Here is a 22617-nt window from a genome sequence, read left to right on the forward strand (position 1 = left end):
TCCACCAACCGTTCTGTTCGTTTACAGATGCGCATACCATCCAAATGTTGATACCATCTCAATGCTACGTGCGGCTGAGTACGAGCGACGGGCATCGAAGGACGGATAGTGGGCATCACCAGGTACGAATCCGGGTCGCGAACCGCGGCCACGGTGCTCGACGAGGCCAGGAGTCTGGTCGAGCCCGCATATCGTTCCTCCCTGGACCGCATCGCCCCACCGATCCGAATGATCGTCGGCTACCACGCCGGCTGGTTTGACGCTACGGGCCGGCCGAGCAAGCAGAGCGGGAAGTCGATCCGTCCGGCGCTGGTCCTCGCATCGGCCAAAGCGGTCGCGGCCACGGAGCCTCCGCAGGGTATCGCCGAGGCCGTCGCGGTCGAACTCATACACGATTTTTCATTGCTGCACGACGATTTGGTGGACGGCGACGAGCAGTGGCGCAACCGCCGATCGGCTTGGTCGGTCTTCGGCGAACGCGGCGCCCAACTCGCGGGAGATGCGCTACTCGCCATGGCGATCAACGAGATGGCCGGCCGCCCCGGCATCACGCTCCTGTCGAAAACCCTTGCCGCCCTGTGCAATGGACCGTCCGCGGAGATCGAGTCTGAACACCGCGAGCCCGTCGGGCTCGACGAATCGTTGGCCATGATCGAGTCGAAGACCGCCGCGTTGTTGTCCTGTGCCTGCGAGATGGGCGCGATCGCGGGTGGAGCCGACCCCGAACAAGCCAGAGCGCTGTCCGAATTCGGACGCCATCTCGGCATCGCCTCCCAATTGATCAATGACGTACTCGGCATCTGGGGCAATCCGAGCGTGACCGGCAAACCGCTCTACCCCGATCTCGCCAGCCGCAAGAAGTCCCCGCCGATCGCGCGCGCACTGGATTCGACTGGTCCCACCGCGGATCTGCTGCGCGAGTTGTATCGCGATGTCGGACGAGATCACGAAACGCTGCACCGGATCGCCTGTCTGATCGAACTCACCGGAGCACGCGGGTGGGCCGAACGGGAAGCCGATCGGCAGCTTGATGCCGCGCTGAACTGCCTGACGGGCGTATCCGCCGACGAAGCCACCGAGGACCTTCGACTACTTGCCGCGATGATAACGAGCAGGACCGCATGACAAACCCGATCGAGTCGATCCCGCTCGCTCCTGACGCTGTGCCGCTTCTCGGTCACGGCCTGCGTTTTCTCACCGATCCGATCGGATTTCTGTCGACACTGCCCCACCATGGGCGCCTCAATCGAGTCCAATTGGGTCCGCTGCCGGTCGTGGTGGTCTGCGATCCCGAATTGGCCCGGACGGTACTCCTCGACGATCGCACCTTCGACCGCGGCGGACCACTCTACGATCGCTCCCGCGAGGTCGCGGGCGACGGCATCGGAACCTGCCCGCACAGCAGACACCGCCGCCAACGCCGCCTGAGCCAACCCGCATTCCAACCGGGACGTTTGCCCGGATACGCCGAGGCCATGATCGACTCGATCGAAGACGTCGTCGGTTCCTGGCAGGACGGACAGCGGATCCTGCTCGGCGCGGAAATGTCGAAACTCACTGTCCGGGTGGCGGTTCGGACAATGTTCTCCTCATCGTTTCCGGAGGACTCGGTTCAGCAGGTCGCCGATGATTTCGCGACCATCGCCGAAAACATATTCCGGCGGATGGTGCTGCCACCGGTTGTCAATCGGCTGCCGACACCGGCGAACCGGCGCTACTACCAGGCCCGGAACCGGCTGCGGACCGTGGCCGCCGAGCTCATCGAACAGCGGCGGACCGACAATCGTGACCACGGTGACCTGCTGTCCTCGCTCATGCGCGCCCGCGATCCGGACTCCACCGGCGCGCAGGTGGCGATGAACGACGAGGAACTGATCGACCAGGTATTCACGTTTCTGTTCGCGGGTGCGGAAACCACCGCGAGCACATTGACATGGGCGCTGTATCTACTCGGACGAAATCCGGACATGCTCCAGCAGGTTCAGCACGAAGTCGATACCGTGCTGAGCGATGACACGGCCCGCTACCAGGACCTGCCGAATCTGCCGGTCGTCAATCGGGTGGTGACCGAAACGCTGCGGTTGTATCCGGCCGGATGGTTGCTCACCCGGGTGGTTTCAGCGGATACCACCCTTGACGGCATCCCGCTCCCGGCGGGCACAACCGTGGCGGTCAGTCCGCACGTTATTCATCGGCGCGAGGAAATCTATGAGCGGGCAGGCGAATTCAAGCCCGATCGATGGATCGGCGCTGAGCCGGACCGAATGCTGTTCATCCCCTTCGGCGCTGGCGCCCGTCGCTGCATCGGTGACCAATTCGGGCTGGTCGAGGCCAGTTTGGCATTGGCGACGATCGCGGCGCGTTGGCGCGTCGCCCCGCTGTCGACTCGGCCCGTATCCGTATCGCTTGCGCATCTGCCCGCACCGACGAAACTCGGTATGCGGGTGTGGCGTCGAGATCCGGCGGCAGCCGAAGCCGCGACGTCGAAGCCAGGGTAGCGGACATGGCCGCCCCCGCCGACGCGCCTGCGTACCGCAGGGTCGGCGAGCTGACCAGTGCCCTACTGCGTGAACTCCACATCTGCTGGTCGTTCAGCGCAGGTGATCTCACGGCGACCGTCGTGCCCGCGACGACCTTCGCCGTTGCGGCTTGGACGAGCACTCATGCGAGTGTCGCGTCACTACCGCAGGTGTTGGCCGAATGTCTGATCTATTTCTGGCTTTACATCTACACCTTCAACTTGTCCAACCAATTGACCGGGATCGAGGAGGATCGCCGCAACAAGCCGCACCGCCCGCTCGTCGTCGGACTCGTTACCCCGCGAGGCGCCAAGTGGCGGCTCGTCTGGGCCACTGCCGCCTTCCTCACGCTGGGTGCGGTGCTGCGGGTCCTGGAATGGACGGTGCTCTGGATAGTGGCGTGGGCCTTCCACAATCTCTTCGGCGGTGCCCGCACACTGTGGGGCAAGAATGCCGCAATGGTCGCGGGTACGATCGCCCAGCTCGCGGCCGCCTGGCAGATCGTGACTCCCCTGACGCCTGCGGCCTGGACCTGGATCGCGGCAATCGCCATCCCACTGAGCGTGCTCGTATCCCTGCAAGATCTGCGCGATATCGACGGGGATATGGCAGTCGGAAGACGCACCGCCGCAGTGGTTTTCGGCGAAATAGCCTGCCGACGGTTCTTCGCGGCCGCCTTCGCGAGCTATCCGATCGCCATGCATTTTCTCATCTATCGGAACGCACCGGCCCCCGCCGCGCTGCTCGGTCTGGTCGCGGCGCTGCTTTCCTACGTCATCGCCTACCGCGTGCTGCGGTGCCGGGATCGCCGCGCGGATCACATCACCTACCTCCTCTACACCTACTGGTACTGCCTGACGCTGGCCAGCGCGGTCCTCGCCTTCGGAACGTGACCGGTCTACCGAATCGAGAGCATCGATAGGAGGCGCCTACGCAGACCGGGGAGGGATCGGATTACCCGAACCGGGTGAGCGCGGTCTGCCCTCGAACACGCGACACCAGCGGCACCGACTGCGGCTTCGGTGTCGCATCTGCGAGTGTTCGAGACACGCTGTCGGCGGTGGGTGCTCACCCCGTGACCCCGCTCAGGCCGACAGATCGGTCGACGCGGCTCGCGCCATTTTCACCAGCATGTCGTGCAACTCCTTTGCCAATTTTCCCGCACGATCCCCATGCAGCACGACATCGGTGAAGGCATCGAGCAGGGCAAGACTCGGATCCAGCGGGTTGTAGGCGAGATTCGCACTGCCACGCAAGGATTCGGTTATCAGTCGGCGCTGCGCCTCGTGCCGGGCACGAAAGTCGCCCGCGACATCGAGCGCACAACCGAATTCGCGCACGACCGCGGCATACACCGGCCGGTCGGCATTGCGCCGACGGCGCAGCCACCTCCGCGGCCGCGCGCTTTCGGCCGACGGAACCAGGGTCGCCAAGGCCCCGCCATCGAGCACCATCCAAATCGCCGAAGCATCCGAATGCGGTAGCGCCGGAGACGGCCCGCGCACCGCGGGCGCACTATCGTCCGGGTCGGTAATCCGTATGCCACGCAAGGCGATCGGATACCTGGTCAGCATATCGTCGACCGCCGCGGTGATCTCCCCAACTACATACGTATCCATGCTCGGCCCATCGAACCCGACAATGTCCAGCCCGTGCTGTGCCGCCAACTCGACAGCCGTCCGAGGTGTCACCGAATCGGCGGAATCCCCAGGAGAGCGCGGCATCTCCACATCGGGATATTCCGGAGGTTGTACAGTCTCGGATTCCGGAACGTATACCGGTAGCGGTACAGTCGCCGGCTCCAGTTCCTCCGCCGACGGCCCCACCACCTCGGGTTCTTGACCATAGCCGGGCAGCGGCACCGACTCGGGTTGGTGCCCCGACGCCGACTCCGGTTCGTGAACGCACACCGGCAGCGCAGCCGCATCGAACTGCTCGACATCCGCCGGCACCACCCTTGCCTCCGGCACCCGAACATCTTCCGATAGCGGAACCGCCGCGAACTCGGCAGCAACCGCTGACGACACCACCTCGGACACCCCAACATCCACCGGCGGGTGTACCGACCCGGGGCCGTCCATGTAGATCGACGCAGACTCAGGCTGTTGCACATAAACCGGCAACGAAGCCGCATCGAACTGCTCGACATCCGCCGGCACCGGCAGTGACTCCGGTACCCGAACAACTGCCGATAGCGGAACCGCCTCCCGCGCTCCAACATCCACCGGCGGGCGCTCCGTCTCGGGCGAAGCGTGGGCCGGGAGCGGCACTGCGTCCGGCTTCGGAAGATCCACCGGCAGCGCCGCGGCTTCCCGAACATCCGCCTCCGCTTCGGGCTCCGCAATATCCGCCGATACCGGCACCCTTTCCGGGACTTCAACATCCATCGACAGTTGTACTGCCTCCGGTTCGCGAGCATCCCCCGGTTGCGACGCTGCCTCCGGCTCGGGGACACTCACCAGCGGCGACAGTGCCCCAGGCGCCCGAACATCTGTCGTTAACGGCATCGCCCGCGGCTCACGAGCATCTGCCGGTGGTACCACCGCCGTGGGCTCCGCAACATCCGCTGGCAACGGCACGGCCACAGGCGACTCCAGATCCACTGGCGCACTTACCGTCTCGGGTTGTGGAACATCGGCGGATTGCCGGCCAGCCCCCGGCCCCCGCACTGCCATCGGCAGCGGCTTACCCTCCGGCTCACCAACACCCACGGGCTGCTGCCGTGCCATTTCGGGTTCCCGAACATCGGCCGGCGGAGGTGGAGTCGGACGTGGCCCAACATCTATCGGCACCGCGACGTGCTCCGCAACATCAGCCGACAGCGGCAGAGGATCTGGTGGCCGAACATCCACCGGTGGCGAAACTACCCTGGGCGCTTCAATATTTGTCGTCTGTCGGATCGTCTCCGGCTTCGTGATCTTGCCCAGTGGACCATTCGGTGCCGACACTACAGCGTCAGGTCCCGCGAAGACTGGGGTAGCTTGTCGCGGTGCGGTCGGTTGGGCAACCGGTGCGGCTGGGAGTGGAATCGCTTGCGGTGCAGGGAATGCGGAGACTTCGGCGGACACACTCGGCCTCGCCGGGCGCGGCCGGACCGTACGTTGCGACCATGGAGTGTCCACCACTGTTCGACGGGACCACGGGGTCGGTGCAGGCTCGCGCACGGGCGGGCGGTGGCGTCTTGCGGTGGGTTGCTCTGCTGCCGGTTGACCTGACGCGATATCCGGCCGCACCACTGCAGATGTGACATCCAACTGCACCGCACAAGCCGTGGCGTCCGACTGCACCGCGGCTGCCACGTCTGACCGGGCCGCCGCAGCTGCCCCGATCGACTGCGCCCTCGGAGCTGCGCCGACCGAATGCACCCCCGCAGATCCGACGACCGAATGCACTTCCATGGATGCGCCAACAGAATGCGCCGCTCCGGATGTCACGTCGGAGGGCTTCTCCACGGATACCAGGTCCGACGGCACCTCCACGGATACCGCGTCCGAACGCACCTCCGCAAATTCGATCGCGGCCTTCAACTCTATGACGGTTCGGTTCGCTTCGGCGATGAGGCGTTCCAGCCTCGTGACCATCGCCCGCAGTTCGCCCGGGTCGAATCGCGACCGCTGATTCACCGAGGTCTCCTGCTGTGTCGTTACCGCGGTCAGGTACAACCGGGTGTGCTGACCCATAACCACGGTCCGCGTCGCATGGCCCGAGTATGGACAGTGGCACAGTCAATCTTCACTCAGATCGTCGAACCTCTCGAGATTGGGAAGTCCGCACCTTGCCCGGCTCGGCCGATTCGTGCAGGGGGTTCATCGATCGACTCTGAAGACCGCTTTCCGCTGTCGATCCTGATCAAGGCATCCGTCGTCGGGCCAGTAGATCGGCGACCTGCAACACGCTCTCGACATGATGCGCAACTACACGGCGCTGGTGACGTTCAACGGATCCACCGGAATCGCCTTGCTCCCAGCCGTATCCCGAGGAACCGGGGCTGCCCGGATACGTCGGGCTGGCGACAGTCCGGCCGAACCACATCTCGCGGATTGCCTGGCGGTCCCGCGCGCCGAACTGCCCGATGCCGCGGCGGCAGTGGCCGAACTCGCCACGCTCGAACGCCTACTCGGCCCGCCCAACCGGAACCTACCGACTCGACGATCTGCTGCTCGAATATCAACTCACCCGACCGGGGCCATGCCCGCGATCGACTGGCCGAGCGGATCACCCCACTGCTGAGCAACCCCTCATATGCAGGAGGCGTTGGAAGCACATCTGTATCACGGCTCCGACCGCAAAGCGGCGCACGCACGACTTCATGTGCGCCCCAACACTTTATCGACTACGCCGCATCACCGAACTTGCCGACATCGATCCCACCGACCCGAACAACTCGCGCCTGCTCGCCGCATCACTCACCATCCAGCGCGCACTACCGCTGCTTGGTTCGGCAACGGTCGAGGCGATCCGTGCGGCAACCGCAAGTGGGACAACCGTGGTCGTCATCACTCACTGCGACAGCGGCACAGTCGATCTCGACCGCCATCAACCCGGCCGGGCCATGTGCGCTGCCGGTGCCATCAGTGGCACCGATATGATCAAGGAGGCCGCGCTCGCGAAAACTCGGCTACCTGGTCGACACCGACTGCCCGGTGGCGAGCCGCGCCGGTGGATGACCACGAACCTACTCGGCTAACTCTCGAATCACCCCGCGACACAGCCGATCCCGCATGCACTCAACTGAACAGGAATCCGATGACCGAAAGCACTCGCACCGAACGCGATTCCCTCGGCACCCGCGCGGTACCACGCGCGGCCTACTGGGGCGTCCACACCGCCCGCGCGCTGGACAATTTCGCCATCACGGGCGACCACATAGGCAATTACCCGGCCCTGATCTCCGCGCTCGCCGCGGTCAAACAGGCCGCCTGCCGCGCCAACCGGGACCTCGGCCTGCTCGATACACGCCGTGCCGACGCCATCGATGCGGCCTGCGATGAGATCCGCGGCGGCGCACTGCACGACCAGTTCCCCATCGACCCGGTCCAGGGCGGGGCTGGTACCTCGACGAATATGAATGCCAACGAGGTCATCGCCAACCGCGCACTGGAGTTGCTAGGCCACGATCGCGGCGACTACACCGCACTGGACCCGCTCGACCAGGTAAATCTGGGCCAATCCACCAACGACGTCTACCCGACCGCCGTGAAACTCGCCATCGTGCACCACATCCACGATCTGGTCGCCGCACTGGGTCGACTGGCGACCGAATTCGACAGCAAAGCAATCGAATTCGGCGATGTCATCAAGATGGGCCGCACCCAGCTCCAAGACGCCGTGCCCATGACACTCGGGCAGGAGTTCGGTACCTTCGCGATCATGGTGCGCGAGGACTGCGCCCGCCTCGACGAGGGCACCGCACTGCTGCGCGAATGCAATCTCGGTGGCACCGCGATCGGCACCGGGATCAACGGCCATCCGGATTATCCGGCGCTGGCCTGCACCCACCTCGCCGATATCACTGGGATTCCGGTGATCTCGGCCGCCGACCTCATCGAAGCCACCCAGGACTGTGGGGCGTTCGTGCAGATCTCCGGCATCGTCAAACGCGTCGCGGTCAAACTGTCCAAGATCTGCAACGACCTGCGGCTCATGTCCTCGGGACCGACGACCGGTCTGGGGGAAATCTCCCTTCCCCCAGTGCAAGCCGGATCATCCATCATGCCCGGCAAAGTAAATCCGGTCATCCCGGAGGTCGTCAACCAGGTCGCGTTCGCGGCCGTCGGCAACGATATGACCGTTACCATGGCCGCAGAGGCGGGCCAACTCCAGCTCAATGCCTTCGAGCCGATCATCGCCTACAGCCTGCTGCGCACCACCGCCCACCTCACCGCCGCCATCGACACCCTGGCAACCAGATGCGTCGCCGGGATCACCCCCCACCGCGACCACCTGGAACAGGGTGTGCGCCGCTCCATCGGCATCGTCACCGCGCTCACCCCCCATATCGGTTACGCCGCCAGCGCCCAAATCGCCAAGCAGGCCTTGCACACCGGCCGCTCCGTCGAGGAAATCGCCACCGAACTCGGCCTGCTACCCGCCGAGACCGTGAAATCCCTACTGGCACCGCACCGGCTCGCCGGACTGCCGGCCCCGGAAGCCGAACCTGCTGCGGCGCAGTAGTTACCGCGGACTGTCCGCTTCACACCTCGGGGTAGGGCGGGCTGGTCCAGCAGCACATAGGCCGTCCACCGTTTGCATCAACTACGAGCTCACCTTGGTTAGTGCGTCACCCCAGCCGATCTACGCTTCGCACACCCCGCAGTCGGCGTGGCTGCCCGGCATTGCGGGCCGGTTGGGCTAGCATGGCAGCGCTGCGCGACGTGGCGGCGTATGCGCAGCGAACGGGGAAGGGGACCTGCCCGGCGAGACACAGTGTCGCCGGGCAGGTCAACAAATACCCCACCGCATGGCTGCTGTTCCCGATCCAGTGGCGCACTGCGAAATCACCACATTCCTCCCGGACATCGGTAATTCGAAACCTTCTCCGCCCGAGGACACCTCGCAAAATGAACCAGTGGGCGAAGTTCGCCCGATGCTCGCCGACGAATTGCTGGGCACCGCAGGTCTTTCCGTGCCGGATGTTCCCCGACGCGCTCCGCCAGCACGACACAGCGGTCTCCAGTCGTGCCGACCGCCGATGGAACGGCGCGAAGCCGGGCGACCGTCAGACGGCAATGCCGCACCGGTGATCCGGCAGATACCACTCCCGAAAGATGCTGCGGCAACGGAGATTCGGACAAATCGGCACGTGCTTCTCCCCGCCGGAAGGACAGTCGCGCACGTGCAACAATCGTCGCGATGATCACCTATCTCGAAGCGACTGTCATCGGTGTGGTACAGGGGGTCAGCGAGCTGTTCCCGATCTCCAGCCTCGGTCACTCCGTGCTGATCGCCGCATGGGTAGGCGGTGATTGGCGGAAGTTGTTGGTCCAGAACGACTCCGACGCGGGCAATCCCTACTTGGCGTTCGTGGTCGCGCTACACGTGGCGACAGCCGTTGCGTTGCTCGGGTATTACTGGCGCGACTGGTGCGCGATAGTCGTCGGTTTCGTCACAACGCTGCGCACCAGGCAGCTCGATACCGTAGTGAGACATCCACCGTGATGGTGCGCACCGGGGGTAACTCCGCGTCATCGGGGAGCAGATCGGCCACCAGCGCCGAACAGTCCTGCTCATCGAAGCCGGTCCATCGGATCTCGGTCTCGATGGGCGACATCGTAGTTCGCCGATAGCCGACGTCAGAATTCACCAGCGCAGCCACGGGGGAATACCGCAGGGTTCGAACCACCAGTTAATGGCGCTAGCGCCGATCAATCCTGCGGAAATCGTCACCGGAGGCATTGCGCCCGAAGGTGGTTCGCAGCAGCGGCGATCGAGTGAACGCAGCATTCAAGCGCTTCAGGAAGGGAGTATGCGCGCGAGGGTCGGCGTCGTGCAGGGCCTCGGTGAGTAGGGCGATGGGTTCGGTGCAGGTGGTGTAGCGAGCGCTCGGATCCTTTGCGAGTGCACGGTGCAGGATCGTGTCGACCTCGGGTGGGATCCAGTGTCGACGAGCGGAGATTTCCGGGGGCGGGTCGTGCAGCTGGGCCTGCGCGGTGGCCATGAGATTTCCGCGAGGGAACGGTGGGCGGCCGGTGAGCAGTTCGATGGCCGTGGAGATCAGCGCGTACTGGTCCGTCGCCGGGCATACCGCGCCGGCCTGCAGCAACTCGGGCGCCGCATACGGCACCGAAACGACGACGAAACCGTTGGTGGCCAAGGGCGGCTCCGGCCGATGCAGCCATCGGGCTTGATCGAAATCCGAAAGTTTCACCGTCCCGGGGTCGTGCGAACCCACCAAGAGATTCGCCGGTTTGACGTCGAGATGGACTATGTCGTTGGCGTGCACGAAATCCAAACCCGCCGCGACCCGGGCCAGCACGTGCAGCACCCGCCGCAGGTCCGGATCTCGGTGCGGTGCCGGCACCAATGTCGCCCCCGTTGCACCAGCCACGTACTCGTGCGCCGACCACAGCCTGCCGTCGGTTTCACCGTGCGTGTACATCCGCACGATATTGGGATGCCGCAGCACAGACAGGATGTCGAACTCGTGCACGAATCGCGCACGCGCCTCGGGTGACCGGCTGTCCTCGGGTCCGAGAATCTTCAGCGATACCTGCCGTGCCCGTTCCGATTCCTCGGCCAGATACACATCACTGCTACCGCCATGACCAAGCCGAGCCTGCACAACGAATCCAGCAAACCGGTCATTCGGTTCCAGTACCACCGCCACACCGTAGTTTGCCGAGGCCCGGCATCGATGGCGCAAACTTCTCGCTGCTGGGAAATCGGCGGTCGATGCGAACAGCGCGCAGCACAGATCTCCTGTCACAGAAGTTGACGAATCGTGCGGCTCCGGCAGAAACGAGTTCCGGCTCTACGGTTTTCGCTGTCGCGCGCGGCGCTCTGATATTTCGAGCGGCGGCGACGCAGCGGGGCCGGCTCGAGCGGGCCACCACGTTACGGTCCCGGACACCTCGAGCCGTCGTTGCGCGCTACGCGCGGACGCGTTGTGAAAGCCGGTGTCGAAGACCGAATCGAACGCCATGCCGCCGACATACGCTAGGCGGCAGGCGATCTGCGCGATCGGCAATACGACGTCATCCTCCTACACAACCGCATGTTCCGAGTCGGACCTGGAGCGGCGAGGCGGAAGCGCTCAACCGGCTACGGACCGCGCAAAATGCTGCTCAGTCATCAGCGCACTACCGCCAAAAACTAGAACGTGTTCTACTTTATGGCATGGTAGATCAGATATCGGGTCGAGTCGACTCTGCATTTCGAGCAGTTCGAGATAGTTTCGAGGCGAGCTTCGCGGACGGGCAGAATCTGGGTGCCGGTGTTGCCGTCTACGTGAGCGGGCGACTGGTGGTCGATCTATGGGGTGGGACGGCCGACGCGACGACTGGGCGTGCATGGGAACGCGAAACGCCGTGTGTCACGTTCTCCTGCACCAAGGCGGTAACGGCAACGGCGGCGCTGCGGGTCGCCGCCGATGCCGGCGTGTCGATAGATGCCCCTGTTGCCTCCTGGTGGCCCGAGTATGCCTGTGCCGGTAAAGAATCCACGACCACCGCGGACCTGCTCGCACACACGGCTGGGCTACCAGCCTTCGATCGGCCGATCTCCCCTAGCGAGGCTGCCGATCCGGAACTGATGGCATCCATCCTTGCCACCCAGACCGCGGTCTGGGAACCAGGCACCCGGCACGGCTACCATGCCCTCACCTTCGGCTGGCTTGCCGGCGAATTCGTCCGCCGCCACGCCGGATCGACGGTCGGCGAGTACACCCGCCGCCATCTCAACGCGGACCTCCACATCGGCCCGGCCGGGCCCGTCTTGGAACAGACCGCCCGTCTTGCATCACCGCCGGCAGTCGAAGCGAAATGGACCGGAGACTCCTCACCTATCGATAGCGAGACGGTCACACGGATGGCGCGCGCATACGCAGACCCCAATTCGCTCATCACTCGCTCCACCACCAATCCCCGCGGCTCCTACAACAAGCCGGAGGTCCTCACCGGGGGATGGCCGGCCTCCGGACTGGTCACCACAGCGGGCGCCCTCGCCAGCTTCTATCGTGATCTGATCGCCGGTGCACTGCTACCGCGATACATCCTCGACGACGCGATCAGCGAACGCGTCCGCGGCCGCGACGAGGTGCTCCTGCTCGAGTCGGCCTACGGTCTCGGGTATGCCCGCGCGTCCCAGAACATGCCCCTGCCGCCCGCCGCCCGGGAAACTGCCTTCGGCCATCCGGGGGCGGGCGGCTCGATCGCGATCGGTGACATCGACCATCAGGTGGCCTTCGCCTTCGTCCCGAACCTCCGCCGAGATTGGCTGTCCGGCGATCGCCGCGCATGCCAGCTGATCGAGGCGGTCTACGCAGCCCTGTGAGGGGCCAGCGAATACGACCGCACGTCGGCCCTGCGTGCGCATTCCGCTGGCATCGGCTCGCATCTCGCCGAATTGCTACGTGCCCCTTGTTCTGACTCTAACGCGTTCCACTCCTGGGGTTTTCGAGCTGGCGGCCCGACATCCGGCGCCAGAACCCTCAGCCGGTCGAGGTGCCGAGCGCGACGCCATGATCTGCATACCGATTCCGTATTCCTCATGTGCGCCTTCGTGCGGTGGTCGGCCGGACAACTGTCCCAGGCCGCTGTCGAGCCCTTGGAGGCCGGAGCCCTGCTATCCCGCCGCGGTGCGTTCGTCGTCGGTGGCTGTTCGCCGGTGCTCGGAGCCCGGACGCCGTGCCGGTTCGTTGGTGAACAGCAGCATGGCCGCCGAGCCGATCAGACACAGCGCGCTCATGACGATGAATCCACCGTCGTAGGTGCCCGTTCGAGCCACGATGAAACCCATCACCGAGGGTGCGATGATTCCGGAGAGGGCGAAACAGGCATCCGCGAAACCTGCTGCGGTGCCGGGCTGACTGGGTGCTGCGTCGATCGAGGCCACCCACCATATGCCGCCGGTGATGAACCCGAAGCCGACGCCTGCCGAAATACACACGAGCGCGACCGTGAGATTGCCGGGGACGAAGAGGATTGGGGCGATCGAAACGCCCGCGAGGAGCAACGCCACACCGATGATGACGAATCGCGAACGAATGCTCTGGGTGCGCTTGTACACGCGGTCGACGATGATTCCACCGATGAGCGCTCCGATAACGCCAGCCGTCCACGGCGCGACCGAGAATGCGCCGACGGCTTTGATCGACAAGCTGAATTCGTGTTCCAGGTACTGCGGGAGCCAGTACATGAATGCCCAGAACATGAAGCCCCAGGCGAAGTAGCCGAGGCCGACGAGCCAGAGATTGCGATTGCGCAGGATTTCGCCCCAGTCGACCTTCGACTCATGGCCGCTGTCTTCACCATCGGTCTGACCTGCTCGGATATAGCGCAACTCTTCGTCAGAAACGAAAGACGCCTCGCTCGGCGAGTTCTTCAAGTAGGGGTATGCCGCGCCGAGCCACACGATGCCGGCCGCCGCCAGCACCCAGAACATGCCCTTCCAGCCGGTGAAGGCAATCAACTGGGTGAGGATCGGGCCGCCGACGAGCAGACTGCCCGAGACCGCTACTCCACCGATGAGCGCGAGCGCCTTGCCTCGCTCCTGTGCGGGCAACCAGCGGCTTGCGATCCGGGTCGCCGCCGGGAAACAGGGCGCTTCACCCGCCCCCAGCAGTATCCGCAACAGGATGAGGCCGATGAATCCTCCGGCGAACGGGGTCAATGCTGTCGCCGCGGCCCAGATCAGCATCCCTGCGAGGAGCACACGCCGCGAGCCGAAACGATCGACCAATGGTCCGGAAAGCAGGGCGAAAAGCATGTAGCCGATCGAGAATGCGGAACTGATCATGCCGTATTGGCCGGGTGTGATTCCGAATTCTTGTCGGAGATGACTGGCGGCGAATGAGATGGCGCTGCGGTCGATGTAGTTCACCACCACCAGGCCCAAAATGATGGTGATGGTCCACCAACGCGATTTCATAGCAAACTCCTCGGATTGAACTGTGGCGGGTCAGATGACCCCGCGCAGCCGCAGGTTGTCGATGTCGTCGGTACTGAGCCCGAGGTTGGTGAGAATCCTGTTGGTGTCGGCGCCCGCGGGGCGGCCGGTGTGCCGGATCGAACCGGGGGTCTGCCCCATGCGCCACATGACGTTGTGCATGCGCATCGGACCCAGTTCGTCGTCCTCGACCGTGGTGATCATGTCGGTGGCGACGACCTGCGGGTCGGTGAGGAGGTCGCTCGGTCGATAGACCGGCGCGACCGCCGCGCCCGCCTCTTCGAAAACAGCGCTGACTTCGTCGCGGGTGCGTTCTGCTATCCAGCCGCCGACGTACTCGTCCAGCAGGTCGGCGTGCTGAGCGCGTTCACGTCCGGTCGCGAACCACTCCTCGTCGAGGACTTCGGGATGTCCCACGATGCGCATAACGCGTTCCGCGATGGCCTGGGCGCTGGTCGAGATCGCCACCCAGTGGTCGTCTTTGGTGCGGTAGAGGTTGCGGGGGGCGTTGTTCTGCGATCTGTTGCCGGTGCGTTCCTGGTCGATCCCGAGTTGGTCGGCGTAGATCACGCCGGGGCCGACCGCCGTCATGATCGGTGTGAGCAGGTCGAGATCGATTACCTGTCCGGTCCCGCCGTGCCGTTCGCGGTCGAACAGTGCCATCGATACCGCGGCGGAACCAGCGATTCCGGCGATGGAGTCGGCGAGCCCGAAAGCCGGGAGGGTAGGCGGTCCGTCGGGCTGGCCGGTCAGGTGCGCGAATCCGCTCATCGATTCGACCAAGGTGCCGAACACCGGCCGGGTGGCATAGGGACCGTGCTGCCCGAACCCGGTGACGCGCAGCATGATCAGTCCCGGATTGGCGGCCGAGAGTTCGGCATAGGACAGGCCCCAGCGCTCGAACGTCCCGGGCCGGAAGTTCTCGATGACAACGTCTGCTTCGCGCGCCAGTTCCCGGAAGATCTCCTGCCCGTCGGAGGTGCTCAGGTTCAGCGTGATCGTCTGCTTGTTACGGCTGACCATCTTCCACCACAGCGGAACTCCCGCTTTGTCGAGTCCATGGCCGCGCATCCCGTCAAGCCGCTGCGGATGTTCGATCTTGATCACGTCCGCGCCGAAGTCGCCCAGGATCTGGGCCGCCAGCGGACCGGCCAGGATGGTGGAGGCATCCAGAATCTTGATCCCACGCAGTGGGCCGGTCGGCTGGTTGTTGTTCGTAGTGTCGTTCACCGTTCTCCTCAGTACGGCCGGGCGAGGTAGCGTCCCGTGGGGGCGCCCGTGACGGTGCCATCGGTCAGTACGCGATTGCCGCGAACGAAGGTGTCGGTTACCGCGGCGGTCAACTCGAACCCTTCGAACGGCGTGTACTCCTGTGTGGACTCGGAGTCGGCGGCGTGCACGGTCCACGTCCGGTTCGGATCCACGATGGCGATATCGGCGTCGACACCCTCGGCGATCCTGCCCTTACCGGGGAGTCCGTAGCGATCAGCGGGATTCGTCGCCGTGAGTTGCGCGATCCGGCGTAGCGAAAGGCCGCGCTTGCGGCCCTCGGTGATCAGGCCGGGCAGCAGGTACTCGGCGCCACCGAAACCGGACTTGGCAGCGAACACATCGTCGCGGTCCGCGCCGAATTTGAGTTCGTCCTTGCAGCACGCGTGATCGGAGACCACCCAGTCGATGTTGCCGGCGAGCATGTGATCCCACAGCGCCTCGACATCCTCGCGTGGCCGGATGGGGGGATTCACCTTCGCGCCCAGACCGTTGGCGGTGTCGATATCGGCGAGCAGGTGTCCGATCGTCACCTCGCGGCGGAAGTCCACATGCGGGAAGGCCTCGGCCATATTCATCGCCGCCTTCAGCGCCTTCGCCGAACTCAGGTGCAGCAGATTGATATTCGGCAGGCCTGTCTCGTCCGCGAGGAACGACGCGATGGTGACGGCCAGTCCCTCGGAATGCTGTGGACGGGACGCGCTGTATGCGGCGAGACCGGTGAGCGCGCCTTCTTCTTCGACGATCTTGGTGTAGGCACTCATGATCTCGGCCGTCTCACAGTGCAACGAGAGCGAAATATGTGGCGCGATTTCCGGAAACCGTTCGCGCGCCTGTTGGATTCCGCGCATGACGAACTCGAAATGGGCGATGTCGTAGCGTTCGTCTTCGGGGATCATCAGGAAGTCGCTCTGCGAGGTGGAGCGTCCGTGCAGGCCGTGGCTGCCGTAGAACATGAAGATCTTGAACGAGGTCACACCCTGTTCGCATGCGAGGTCGGGGACTTCGCCGATGTGCTGCTTGGACATCGGCGCCAGGTGGAAGGCGTAGTCGATGTAGCTGCGTCCCGACGCGATATCGAGGACCTCGGGGAAGAAGTCGGCGTAGGCGCCGCCTTTGTTCAGGTAGTACTGCCCGGTCCGCATGTACGTCAGCGCGGTGGTGACACCGCCCTGTGCGCTCGCACGGGACTCGGTGCGCGTATCGACGTCCAGTGAGTTGTAGATCCCCCAGTGCTGGTGTGCGTCTACGACACCGGGGAATACGAGTTTGCCTGTGGCGTCGACGATTTCGGCTTCCGCCGACCGCAGGTCGGGGCCGATCGCCGCGATCGTGCCGTCGACGATGAGCAGGTCCGTGGCTTCGCCCTCGTCGGGAGCCGCATTGTCAGTGCGAACGACGGTGCCATTTTTGATCAGGTAGGTGGTCATGGTTATCTCCTGGCGGTTATGCGGTGCAGTGATTTCGGTGGTCAGGCCGCAACCGGGCTGTTCAGATGCTCGGCGGCGAGGAAGGCGAGACCGAGTGCCGCGATGAGGCCGTTGCCTGCGAGGTAGCCGCTCGCTCCGTGACCGGAGATGCCGATCGCCGCGCCTCCTGACGCGTACAGGCCCGGAATCGGTGATCCGCCAGCGAGGACGCGTGCGTGTTCGTCGACGACGAGACCACCTTGGGTGTGGAAGAGGGCGGGAGTGATGGCTATCGCGATACACGGAGCGGTCAGCGGATGCCGCTCATCGGTACGGCCCTGACGGTCCGGTTCCTGACCGGCTGCCGAGCGGTGCGCTGCCACCAATTCGTCCTCGAGGGCAGTCGCGGACACGCCGAGACACTCGGCCAGCTCCCCGGCGTTGTCGGCTCGGACGAGTGACCCACTGGCGGCTACCGCGCGGAAGTCGTCGAACGCCGCACACAGAGTTTCGATGTGTTCGTCGATGACGATCCAGCCGGTACCGCCCGGCTGCGCGGCCAGCGTCGCCGCGAACTCCGAATACCCGGTCGATTCGGGTGCGAAGCGGCGTCCGTCGCGGTTGACGATTACTCCGCCGTGCACGACTGTCGCCCAGCCGACCAGTGTCTGACTGCGGGACGACAACGCGGCATGGCCCTGATAGGCGTCGAGATACGCGGTGTCGGCTCCGAGGCCGCAGCCGATGCGCAACGCGTCGCCTCGACTGAACTGTCCGCCGTGGTAGTGACAGTCGGCGATCTCGGGAATCAACTGGCGCACGAGCGCGCGGTCGGCTCCAAAACCATTGGTTGCCAGCAGCACCCCAGTTGTGGCCAGTTGCTCGCTGTGGCCGTCGGGAGTGGCGATCTCGACCCCGCTCACGCGGCCGTCGGTCATGCACACCTCGCGCAGGCTCATCGGCGCGATGAGCTCGATCCGGGGATGGGCGTGTGCGCGTTGCACGAGGTGCCGCAACAGACGGGATCCGTGCCGTCCCGCAACGGTGTGGCAGCGATCGGCGCTGTGTCCGGGATAGCGAAAGTCGGTGACGAGTTCGAGATCGAGGTCTTGACTGTCGGCCAGCCAGGTGACCAGGGGCGCGCTCGCCTGCGCCAGTGCGCGGGCCAGTCGCCGGTCGGCCGTACCTCCGGTCTTGCGTTCGATGTCGCCGATGAATCGGTCCGGGCTGTCCTGCACACCGGCCGAGCGCTGCCACCTGGTACCGGCGGCGGGAATCATCGCGGTGCACATCGAGGTGTTGTTGCCCCGCTGGAAGTGTTCGTCAGCATCGACTACCAGCACGCGCGAGCCGAGTTCGGCGGCCCGCAGGGCGGCCACCAGCCCGCCGCCCGCGCCGGCGACGACGAGATCGAAATCCAGATCCTCCACGCTTCCTCCTTCTGTGTTCCGCTGGGCGGAACATTGGAATGTGGTCTTTAGCACTATGCACCGCAATCCTTGCGTGCACAAGTGGGCGTATCGCAGATAAACGCAAAATGTGTCGGAAGCGAGCCAATTCCATCCCTGGACAACCGTTCCGCTGAGCGGTACAAATTGTTTCTAGGTTTACCCGGTCGCGTCACATGCGTGGCCGTGGGATCAACGAACGGATTTCGGAGAACAACGGATTTCGGAGAACGGAGCCACGATGGACTCCTCCAGTGGAGGCACCACATCCGCCGCGCGGGCAGCGGATATTCTGCTCGAATTCGGCCGCCGGTCGAATGCACTCGGTGTCTCGGAGATCGCACGCGCGACGGGTGTGTCCAAGGCGGTCGCCCACCGCATTCTGACGACTTTCGTCGAATGCGGCCTCTTGCTCTACGAGCCCTCGACGCGGCGGTACCTGCTCGGTCCGGCGGCCGCGACACTGGGCGCGCGGGCCCTGGATGTGTCACCGCTGCGGCGGATGGCCCGCGAGGCCTTGGTGGATCTGCAACGAGCCACGAATGAGACGGTGACCGTCTCCGGGCGGCTGCCAGGAGGGCGGGTCTATCTCGACCAGGTCGAGAGCACTCAGGAAATCAAGATGACAGTGGAACTCGGCAGGCGGTTCGATCTGCACAGCGGCTCGTCGGGGCGCATCATTCTGGCGTATCTGTCCGAGGAGGAACAGGACGATCTCCTGTCCCGGCCGCTTCCTCGGATGACCGCGACCACGATCGTCGACCCGGTCGCCTTGCGCACGGAACTGCGTGCGGCGCGCGAGCGAGGCGTGTGCCGATCGACCGGAGAGCGGCAGGAGGGGGCCGGATCCATCGCCGCCCCAGTATTCGGAGCCGACGGTTCCGTTATCGGATCGGTCTCGGTGTGCGGCCCCAGCTTTCGAATGACCGACGAGGCGTGTGCCCGTTACGAAGCCCCACTCGTCGAGGCAGCCCAGCGGGTCTCACGCGCCCTCGGGTATCGGACGGCGGGCTCGGGCGTTACGGAGGCAATGTGATCCCACGTAGCTGGCTGTATGTACCCGGACATCGCGCCGACCGCGTAGGCAAAGCGCTCGACAGCGCCGCCGATGCGGTCGTCATCGATCTCGAGGACGCCGTCCCGGTCGGAGCGAAGGACCGCGCGTTGACCAATGCGCTCGATGCCCTGCGTGCGGCGGCGCGGGACCGGGAAATCTGGTTGCGGCTCAATGCCATCGGGTCCGAATGGCTGGACCATGAGCTTCATGCACTGGCTTCGGTCGACACCGCGCCCACCGGTATCCGGCTGCCCAAAGCCGAGGACCCGGAGTCGGTAGCGGCAACGGCGAACCGGCTCACATGCGATGTGCATGTCATCGTCGAATCCGCGGCGGGACTCCTCGCAGCACCCCAGATCGCGCTGTGTCATCGGCAAGTGACGGGCATCGCGCTCGGCGAGGCCGACCTTGCGGCCGATATGCGCACCGAGCCGAGTGGGTTGGCGTGGGCTCGTGGCTGGATCGTGGCCGCGGCACGGTCTGCCGGGCTGTCTTCGCCGGTGCAGAGTGTCTGGACCGCCATCGATGACCTTGCGGGCTTGGCCGAGACTTCCCGTGCCGGACGCGCACAGGGGTTTTTCGGGCGGTCCGTCGTGCACCCGAACCAGATCGACATCGTCAACGAGGCCTATACACCGTCGCCGGACGAACAGCGCAGGGCGCAACGGATTGTGGACCATGCGACCGCCGCCATGGCGGCGGGCGAGACAGCCGTAGCCGATGAGAATGGCCACTTCATCGATCCCGCCGTCGTCGCGAATGCGCGCATTGTCCTCGAGAGAGCAGACGTCACAGCAGCACGAGGAGGGAAAACATGACCGGACGCACCACCACCACCGGACCGGACGCACTGTTGAACGCCGTGATGGACACCGAAGTCGACATCGTCGAGCTCGGACACCCCCACACAACGGGAATGCCGTGCTCACCCAACCATCCCGGGTTCCGGATGACCTTGATCCGTAGGCATGGCGATATGGTCCGTCCGGACGGCGGATCGGCATCCAACGAAATCATCGTGACCGGCGGGCACGTCGGTACGCACGTGGACGCCCTCTCGCACGTCAGCCACGAGGGCAAGCTGCACGGCGGTATCGACGCCGAAGAGGCGCAACGGGGAGGACGGTTCTCGGAACTGGGCGCGGAAGCCATACCGTTCCTGCTACGTCGCGGCCTGCTCCTCGATGTGGCGCGCGTCCACGGGGTCGAGGCCCTCGACGCTGGTCGCGCCGTCACCGAGCGGGATCTGCGTGACGCCGCCGATGCTGCGGGTATTGCTCCGCGACGCGGGGATGTCGTGCTCATCCGCACCGGCTGGGCCCGGCATTTCGATGACCCCGAGCGCTATCTCGGACAGCAAGATGGTGTTCCCGGGGCCGATGTCGGGGCGGCGCGCTGGCTCGCCGAGGCGGGCATCGTGGCCGCGGGCGCGGATACCACCGCGTTCGAGCACGTTCCCGCGGGCAAGGGGCACAGCGTACTTCCGGTGCATCGCATCTTGCTCGTAGAGAACGGGATCCACATCATCGAACACCTGAACCTCGAAGCGGCGAGCGAGCATGGCCTCACCGAGTTCACCTTCGTGATGGCTCCCTTGCGCATCACCGGTGGAACCGGATCCCCGGTTCGCCCCGTGGCGGTGGTGGCCGAATGAGCGGCCCGGACAGCACATCCCGACACGATGTGCAGGGGACAGTCGTGGGTCGTCTCGCCGCGTTGGCCGACCGCGCCCGCAGCGCCGGGCTCGGCGAGGAACTACGCACCGACGTCGCACGCCGGGTCCTCGATGTGCTCGGCAACTGTCTCGCCGCACAGGGACAGCCGTCCGCGCGTGCCGTCACCGCGGTGGCCCGTGGCTGGGCCGGTATGGACGCGGCTACCGGCATCGGCACCGGCGACCGGTTCCCCGCGACGACAGCTGCCCTGGTGAACGGCACACTCGCGCACTCGATGGACTTCGACGACACCCATCTGCCCTCGGTGTTGCATCCATCCGCGTCGGTCGTTCCCACGGCGCTCGCAGTCGGTGAGGCAACCGCCGCGTCGGGGGCCGCGGTCCTCGACGCAGCGGGTGTCGGCATCGAGATCGCGGTGCGCCTGGGTATGGGCGGCTACGACGAAGAACTCGGCAATTCCGAATTCTTCGAACGCGGCCAGCACGCGACTTCGATCTGCGGCGCGATCGGCTCCGCCGCCGCGGCCGCGATGCTGTACGGTCTGGACACCGAGGGCATCGCGGACGCGATGGGCATTGCCGCCAGCTTCGGTGCGGGATTGCTCGAGGCGAATCGCACCGGCGGTACGGTCAAGCGGGCGCACTGCGGCTGGGCGGCGCATTCTGGCGTGACCGCCGCGGAACTCGCCCGGCACGGGCTCACCGGTCCCCCGACGGTCATCGAAGGCAGATTCGGTTTCCTGCACGCATTCTGCGGTGACCGGGCCGATGTGGCGAAGGTGATCGAAAAGCTGGGTGAGCGTTGGGAATTGCCCCGCATATTCTTCAAACCCTATCCGTGCAACCACTTCACCCATGCCGGAATCGATGCCGCATGCGCGCTTCGACGTGATGGACTGGACCCCGACGAGATCGTGGAAATCGAACTCGGGGTACCGAAGCCGGTGCTGCGCACGATCGCGGAACCCGCGGCGGCGAAGGCCGCGCCGGAGTCGGGATATCACGCGGCTTTCTCGGGCCCGTTTACTGTGGCGCGGGCACTGCTCGGCGGATCGGGACTCGGAGTGGGTCACGCCGACTTCACCGATGAGGCGGCGCGGGATCCGCGTACACTCGCGCTGGCGTCGCTCGTGGTCTGTCGCAGCGACAACCGTTGCGATGAGCTCTATCCCCATCAGTTCCCCGCCGTCCTGCGGGTACGTACCCGCGACGGTGTATGGCGTGAGGCTCGGATCGACCACAACCGTGGGGGGCCCGAGAATCCGCTGTCCGATGCCGAGCTCACCCTGAAATTCGATCTCAACGTCGAACAGCGACTGACCCCGACGGTGGCACGCGCCGTCGCCGAGCAGGCCCTCGGGCTCGGATCTGCCGAATCGCTCGGTAATCTGATGTTGCTCGTCCGCAGCTGACGTTCTCGACTCCGAAGGCTCGTGGGCGGGTCAGGGCCCAGTGGAAGGGCCCTGACCGCCAAGCCATTTCGTCGGCCGGTACTACATCGCGCAGCTCGGGCAAGGCGTCCAACAGCTGGAATATTCGGGGAATGTCTTTGTCGTGCAGTGCTTTCCGACACAGCGAGGTACTGCCTGCCGGCCGAGTTCGGACATCAGACGTCGATGCGGGCGCCCATGATGAT

The 22617-nt window shown here is 65.1% G+C and carries 16 protein-coding genes and 1 pseudogene; 11 read left to right on the forward strand and 6 right to left on the reverse strand.

The annotated features are described in order from the left end of the window. Positions 1–108 precede the first annotated feature (108 nt). The 3 genes from AB0L63_RS20010 to AB0L63_RS20020 are packed head-to-tail and all read left to right on the forward strand — an operon-like array spanning position 109 to position 3412. Positions 109–1125 (forward strand): polyprenyl synthetase family protein, encoded by a 1017-nt coding sequence (locus AB0L63_RS20010; protein ID WP_364502730.1) that lies wholly within the window; start codon positions 109–111, stop codon positions 1123–1125. After that, on the forward strand, positions 1122–2498 hold the full coding sequence (locus AB0L63_RS20015) for a cytochrome P450 (RefSeq protein WP_364502733.1): 1377 nt from the start codon (positions 1122–1124) through the stop codon (positions 2496–2498). The genes AB0L63_RS20010 and AB0L63_RS20015 overlap by 4 nt, the downstream gene beginning before the upstream one ends. Before the next feature lie 5 nt (positions 2499–2503). Beyond that, positions 2504–3412: a UbiA family prenyltransferase gene (locus AB0L63_RS20020; protein WP_364502736.1), complete on the forward strand. Its 909-nt coding sequence runs from the start codon at positions 2504–2506 to the stop codon at positions 3410–3412. 192 nt (positions 3413–3604) lie between these two features. On the opposite strand, the gene AB0L63_RS20025 is transcribed toward AB0L63_RS20020, so the two are convergent. Beyond that, positions 3605–4489: a hypothetical protein gene (locus AB0L63_RS20025; RefSeq protein ID WP_364502739.1), complete on the reverse strand. Its 885-nt coding sequence runs from the start codon at positions 4487–4489 to the stop codon at positions 3605–3607. A gap of 2339 nt (positions 4490–6828) precedes the next feature. On the opposite strand from AB0L63_RS20025, the gene AB0L63_RS20030 reads away from it, so the two are divergent. From AB0L63_RS20030 to AB0L63_RS20040, 3 genes and pseudogenes are all read left to right on the forward strand, one after another. Further along, positions 6829–7206 (forward strand): hypothetical protein, encoded by a 378-nt coding sequence (locus AB0L63_RS20030; RefSeq protein ID WP_364502742.1) that lies wholly within the window; start codon positions 6829–6831, stop codon positions 7204–7206. A gap of 59 nt (positions 7207–7265) precedes the next feature. Then, complete coding sequence (locus tag AB0L63_RS20035; protein WP_364502745.1) at positions 7266–8693, forward strand: aspartate ammonia-lyase; 1428 nt, start codon at positions 7266–7268, stop codon at positions 8691–8693. 678 nt (positions 8694–9371) lie between these two features. Next, a pseudogene (locus AB0L63_RS20040) lies at positions 9372–9656 on the forward strand (undecaprenyl-diphosphate phosphatase); the annotation flags it as partial. Positions 9657–9873: 217 nt separating this feature from the next. On the opposite strand, the gene AB0L63_RS20045 reads toward AB0L63_RS20040, so the two are convergent. Further along, positions 9874–10839: a serine/threonine-protein kinase gene (locus AB0L63_RS20045; protein ID WP_364502748.1), complete on the reverse strand. Its 966-nt coding sequence runs from the start codon at positions 10837–10839 to the stop codon at positions 9874–9876. Between the two features lie 515 nt (positions 10840–11354). On the opposite strand from AB0L63_RS20045, the gene AB0L63_RS20050 reads away from it, so the two are divergent. Further along, positions 11355–12509 (forward strand): serine hydrolase domain-containing protein, encoded by a 1155-nt coding sequence (locus AB0L63_RS20050; RefSeq protein WP_364502751.1) that lies wholly within the window; start codon positions 11355–11357, stop codon positions 12507–12509. A 291-nt stretch (positions 12510–12800) separates the two neighbouring features. Here the strand turns inward: AB0L63_RS20050 and AB0L63_RS20055 are convergent, their stop codons facing one another. From AB0L63_RS20055 to AB0L63_RS20070, 4 genes are read right to left on the reverse strand one after another with little or no spacing between them, the layout of a single operon-like run. Further along, complete coding sequence (locus tag AB0L63_RS20055) at positions 12801–14105, reverse strand: MFS transporter (RefSeq protein WP_364502754.1); 1305 nt, start codon at positions 14103–14105, stop codon at positions 12801–12803. A 30-nt stretch (positions 14106–14135) separates the two neighbouring features. Then, a complete protein-coding gene (locus AB0L63_RS20060) occupies positions 14136–15353 on the reverse strand; it encodes a CoA transferase (RefSeq protein ID WP_364502757.1) in 1218 nt (405 codons plus the stop codon). Between the two features lie 8 nt (positions 15354–15361). Beyond that, positions 15362–16822, reverse strand: coding sequence for a dihydroorotase family protein (locus AB0L63_RS20065; protein ID WP_364502760.1), 1461 nt, complete (start codon positions 16820–16822; stop codon positions 15362–15364). A 41-nt stretch (positions 16823–16863) separates the two neighbouring features. Further along, the gene (locus AB0L63_RS20070; protein ID WP_364502763.1) at positions 16864–18231 is read right to left on the reverse strand and encodes an FAD-binding protein; all 1368 of its coding nucleotides are present in this window, start codon (positions 18229–18231) and stop codon (positions 16864–16866) included. Positions 18232–18490: 259 nt separating this feature from the next. Between AB0L63_RS20070 and AB0L63_RS20075 the strand changes: the two genes are divergently transcribed. From AB0L63_RS20075 to AB0L63_RS20090, 4 genes are read left to right on the forward strand one after another with little or no spacing between them, the layout of a single operon-like run. Continuing rightward, a complete protein-coding gene (locus AB0L63_RS20075) occupies positions 18491–19285 on the forward strand; it encodes an IclR family transcriptional regulator (protein WP_364502766.1) in 795 nt (264 codons plus the stop codon). Then, positions 19282–20124 carry a CoA ester lyase gene (locus tag AB0L63_RS20080; RefSeq protein ID WP_364502769.1) on the forward strand — a complete coding sequence of 281 codons (843 nt, stop codon included), beginning with the start codon at positions 19282–19284 and terminating at the stop codon, positions 20122–20124. The genes AB0L63_RS20075 and AB0L63_RS20080 overlap by 4 nt, the downstream gene beginning before the upstream one ends. 47 nt (positions 20125–20171) lie before the next feature. After that, positions 20172–20960: a cyclase family protein gene (locus AB0L63_RS20085; RefSeq protein ID WP_364502922.1), complete on the forward strand. Its 789-nt coding sequence runs from the start codon at positions 20172–20174 to the stop codon at positions 20958–20960. Positions 20961–21004: 44 nt separating this feature from the next. Next, complete coding sequence (locus AB0L63_RS20090; protein WP_364502772.1) at positions 21005–22393, forward strand: MmgE/PrpD family protein; 1389 nt, start codon at positions 21005–21007, stop codon at positions 22391–22393. Positions 22394–22617: the final 224 nt, after the last annotated feature.

The organism is Nocardia sp. NPDC051990 (genome assembly GCF_040680755.1).
In the GTDB taxonomy this organism is placed as follows: domain Bacteria; phylum Actinomycetota; class Actinomycetes; order Mycobacteriales; family Mycobacteriaceae; genus Nocardia.

What these genes read in the sequence shown, in the direction of transcription:
- AB0L63_RS20075 (WP_364502766.1), top strand. Translation starts at nt 18,491, where the DNA reads ATGGACTCCTCCAGTGGAGGCACCACATCCGCCGCGCGGGCAGCGGAT.
- AB0L63_RS20055 (WP_364502754.1), bottom strand. Translation starts at nt 14,105, where the DNA reads ATGAAATCGCGTTGGTGGACCATCACCATCATTTTGGGCCTGGTGGTG.
- AB0L63_RS20065 (WP_364502760.1), bottom strand. Translation starts at nt 16,822, where the DNA reads ATGACCACCTACCTGATCAAAAATGGCACCGTCGTTCGCACTGACAAT.
- AB0L63_RS20015 (WP_364502733.1), top strand. Translation starts at nt 1,122, where the DNA reads ATGACAAACCCGATCGAGTCGATCCCGCTCGCTCCTGACGCTGTGCCG.
- AB0L63_RS20030 (WP_364502742.1), top strand. Translation starts at nt 6,829, where the DNA reads ATGTGCGCCCCAACACTTTATCGACTACGCCGCATCACCGAACTTGCC.
- AB0L63_RS20085 (WP_364502922.1), top strand. Translation starts at nt 20,172, where the DNA reads ATGGACACCGAAGTCGACATCGTCGAGCTCGGACACCCCCACACAACG.
- AB0L63_RS20020 (WP_364502736.1), top strand. Translation starts at nt 2,504, where the DNA reads ATGGCCGCCCCCGCCGACGCGCCTGCGTACCGCAGGGTCGGCGAGCTG.
- AB0L63_RS20050 (WP_364502751.1), top strand. Translation starts at nt 11,355, where the DNA reads ATGGTAGATCAGATATCGGGTCGAGTCGACTCTGCATTTCGAGCAGTT.
- AB0L63_RS20035 (WP_364502745.1), top strand. Translation starts at nt 7,266, where the DNA reads ATGACCGAAAGCACTCGCACCGAACGCGATTCCCTCGGCACCCGCGCG.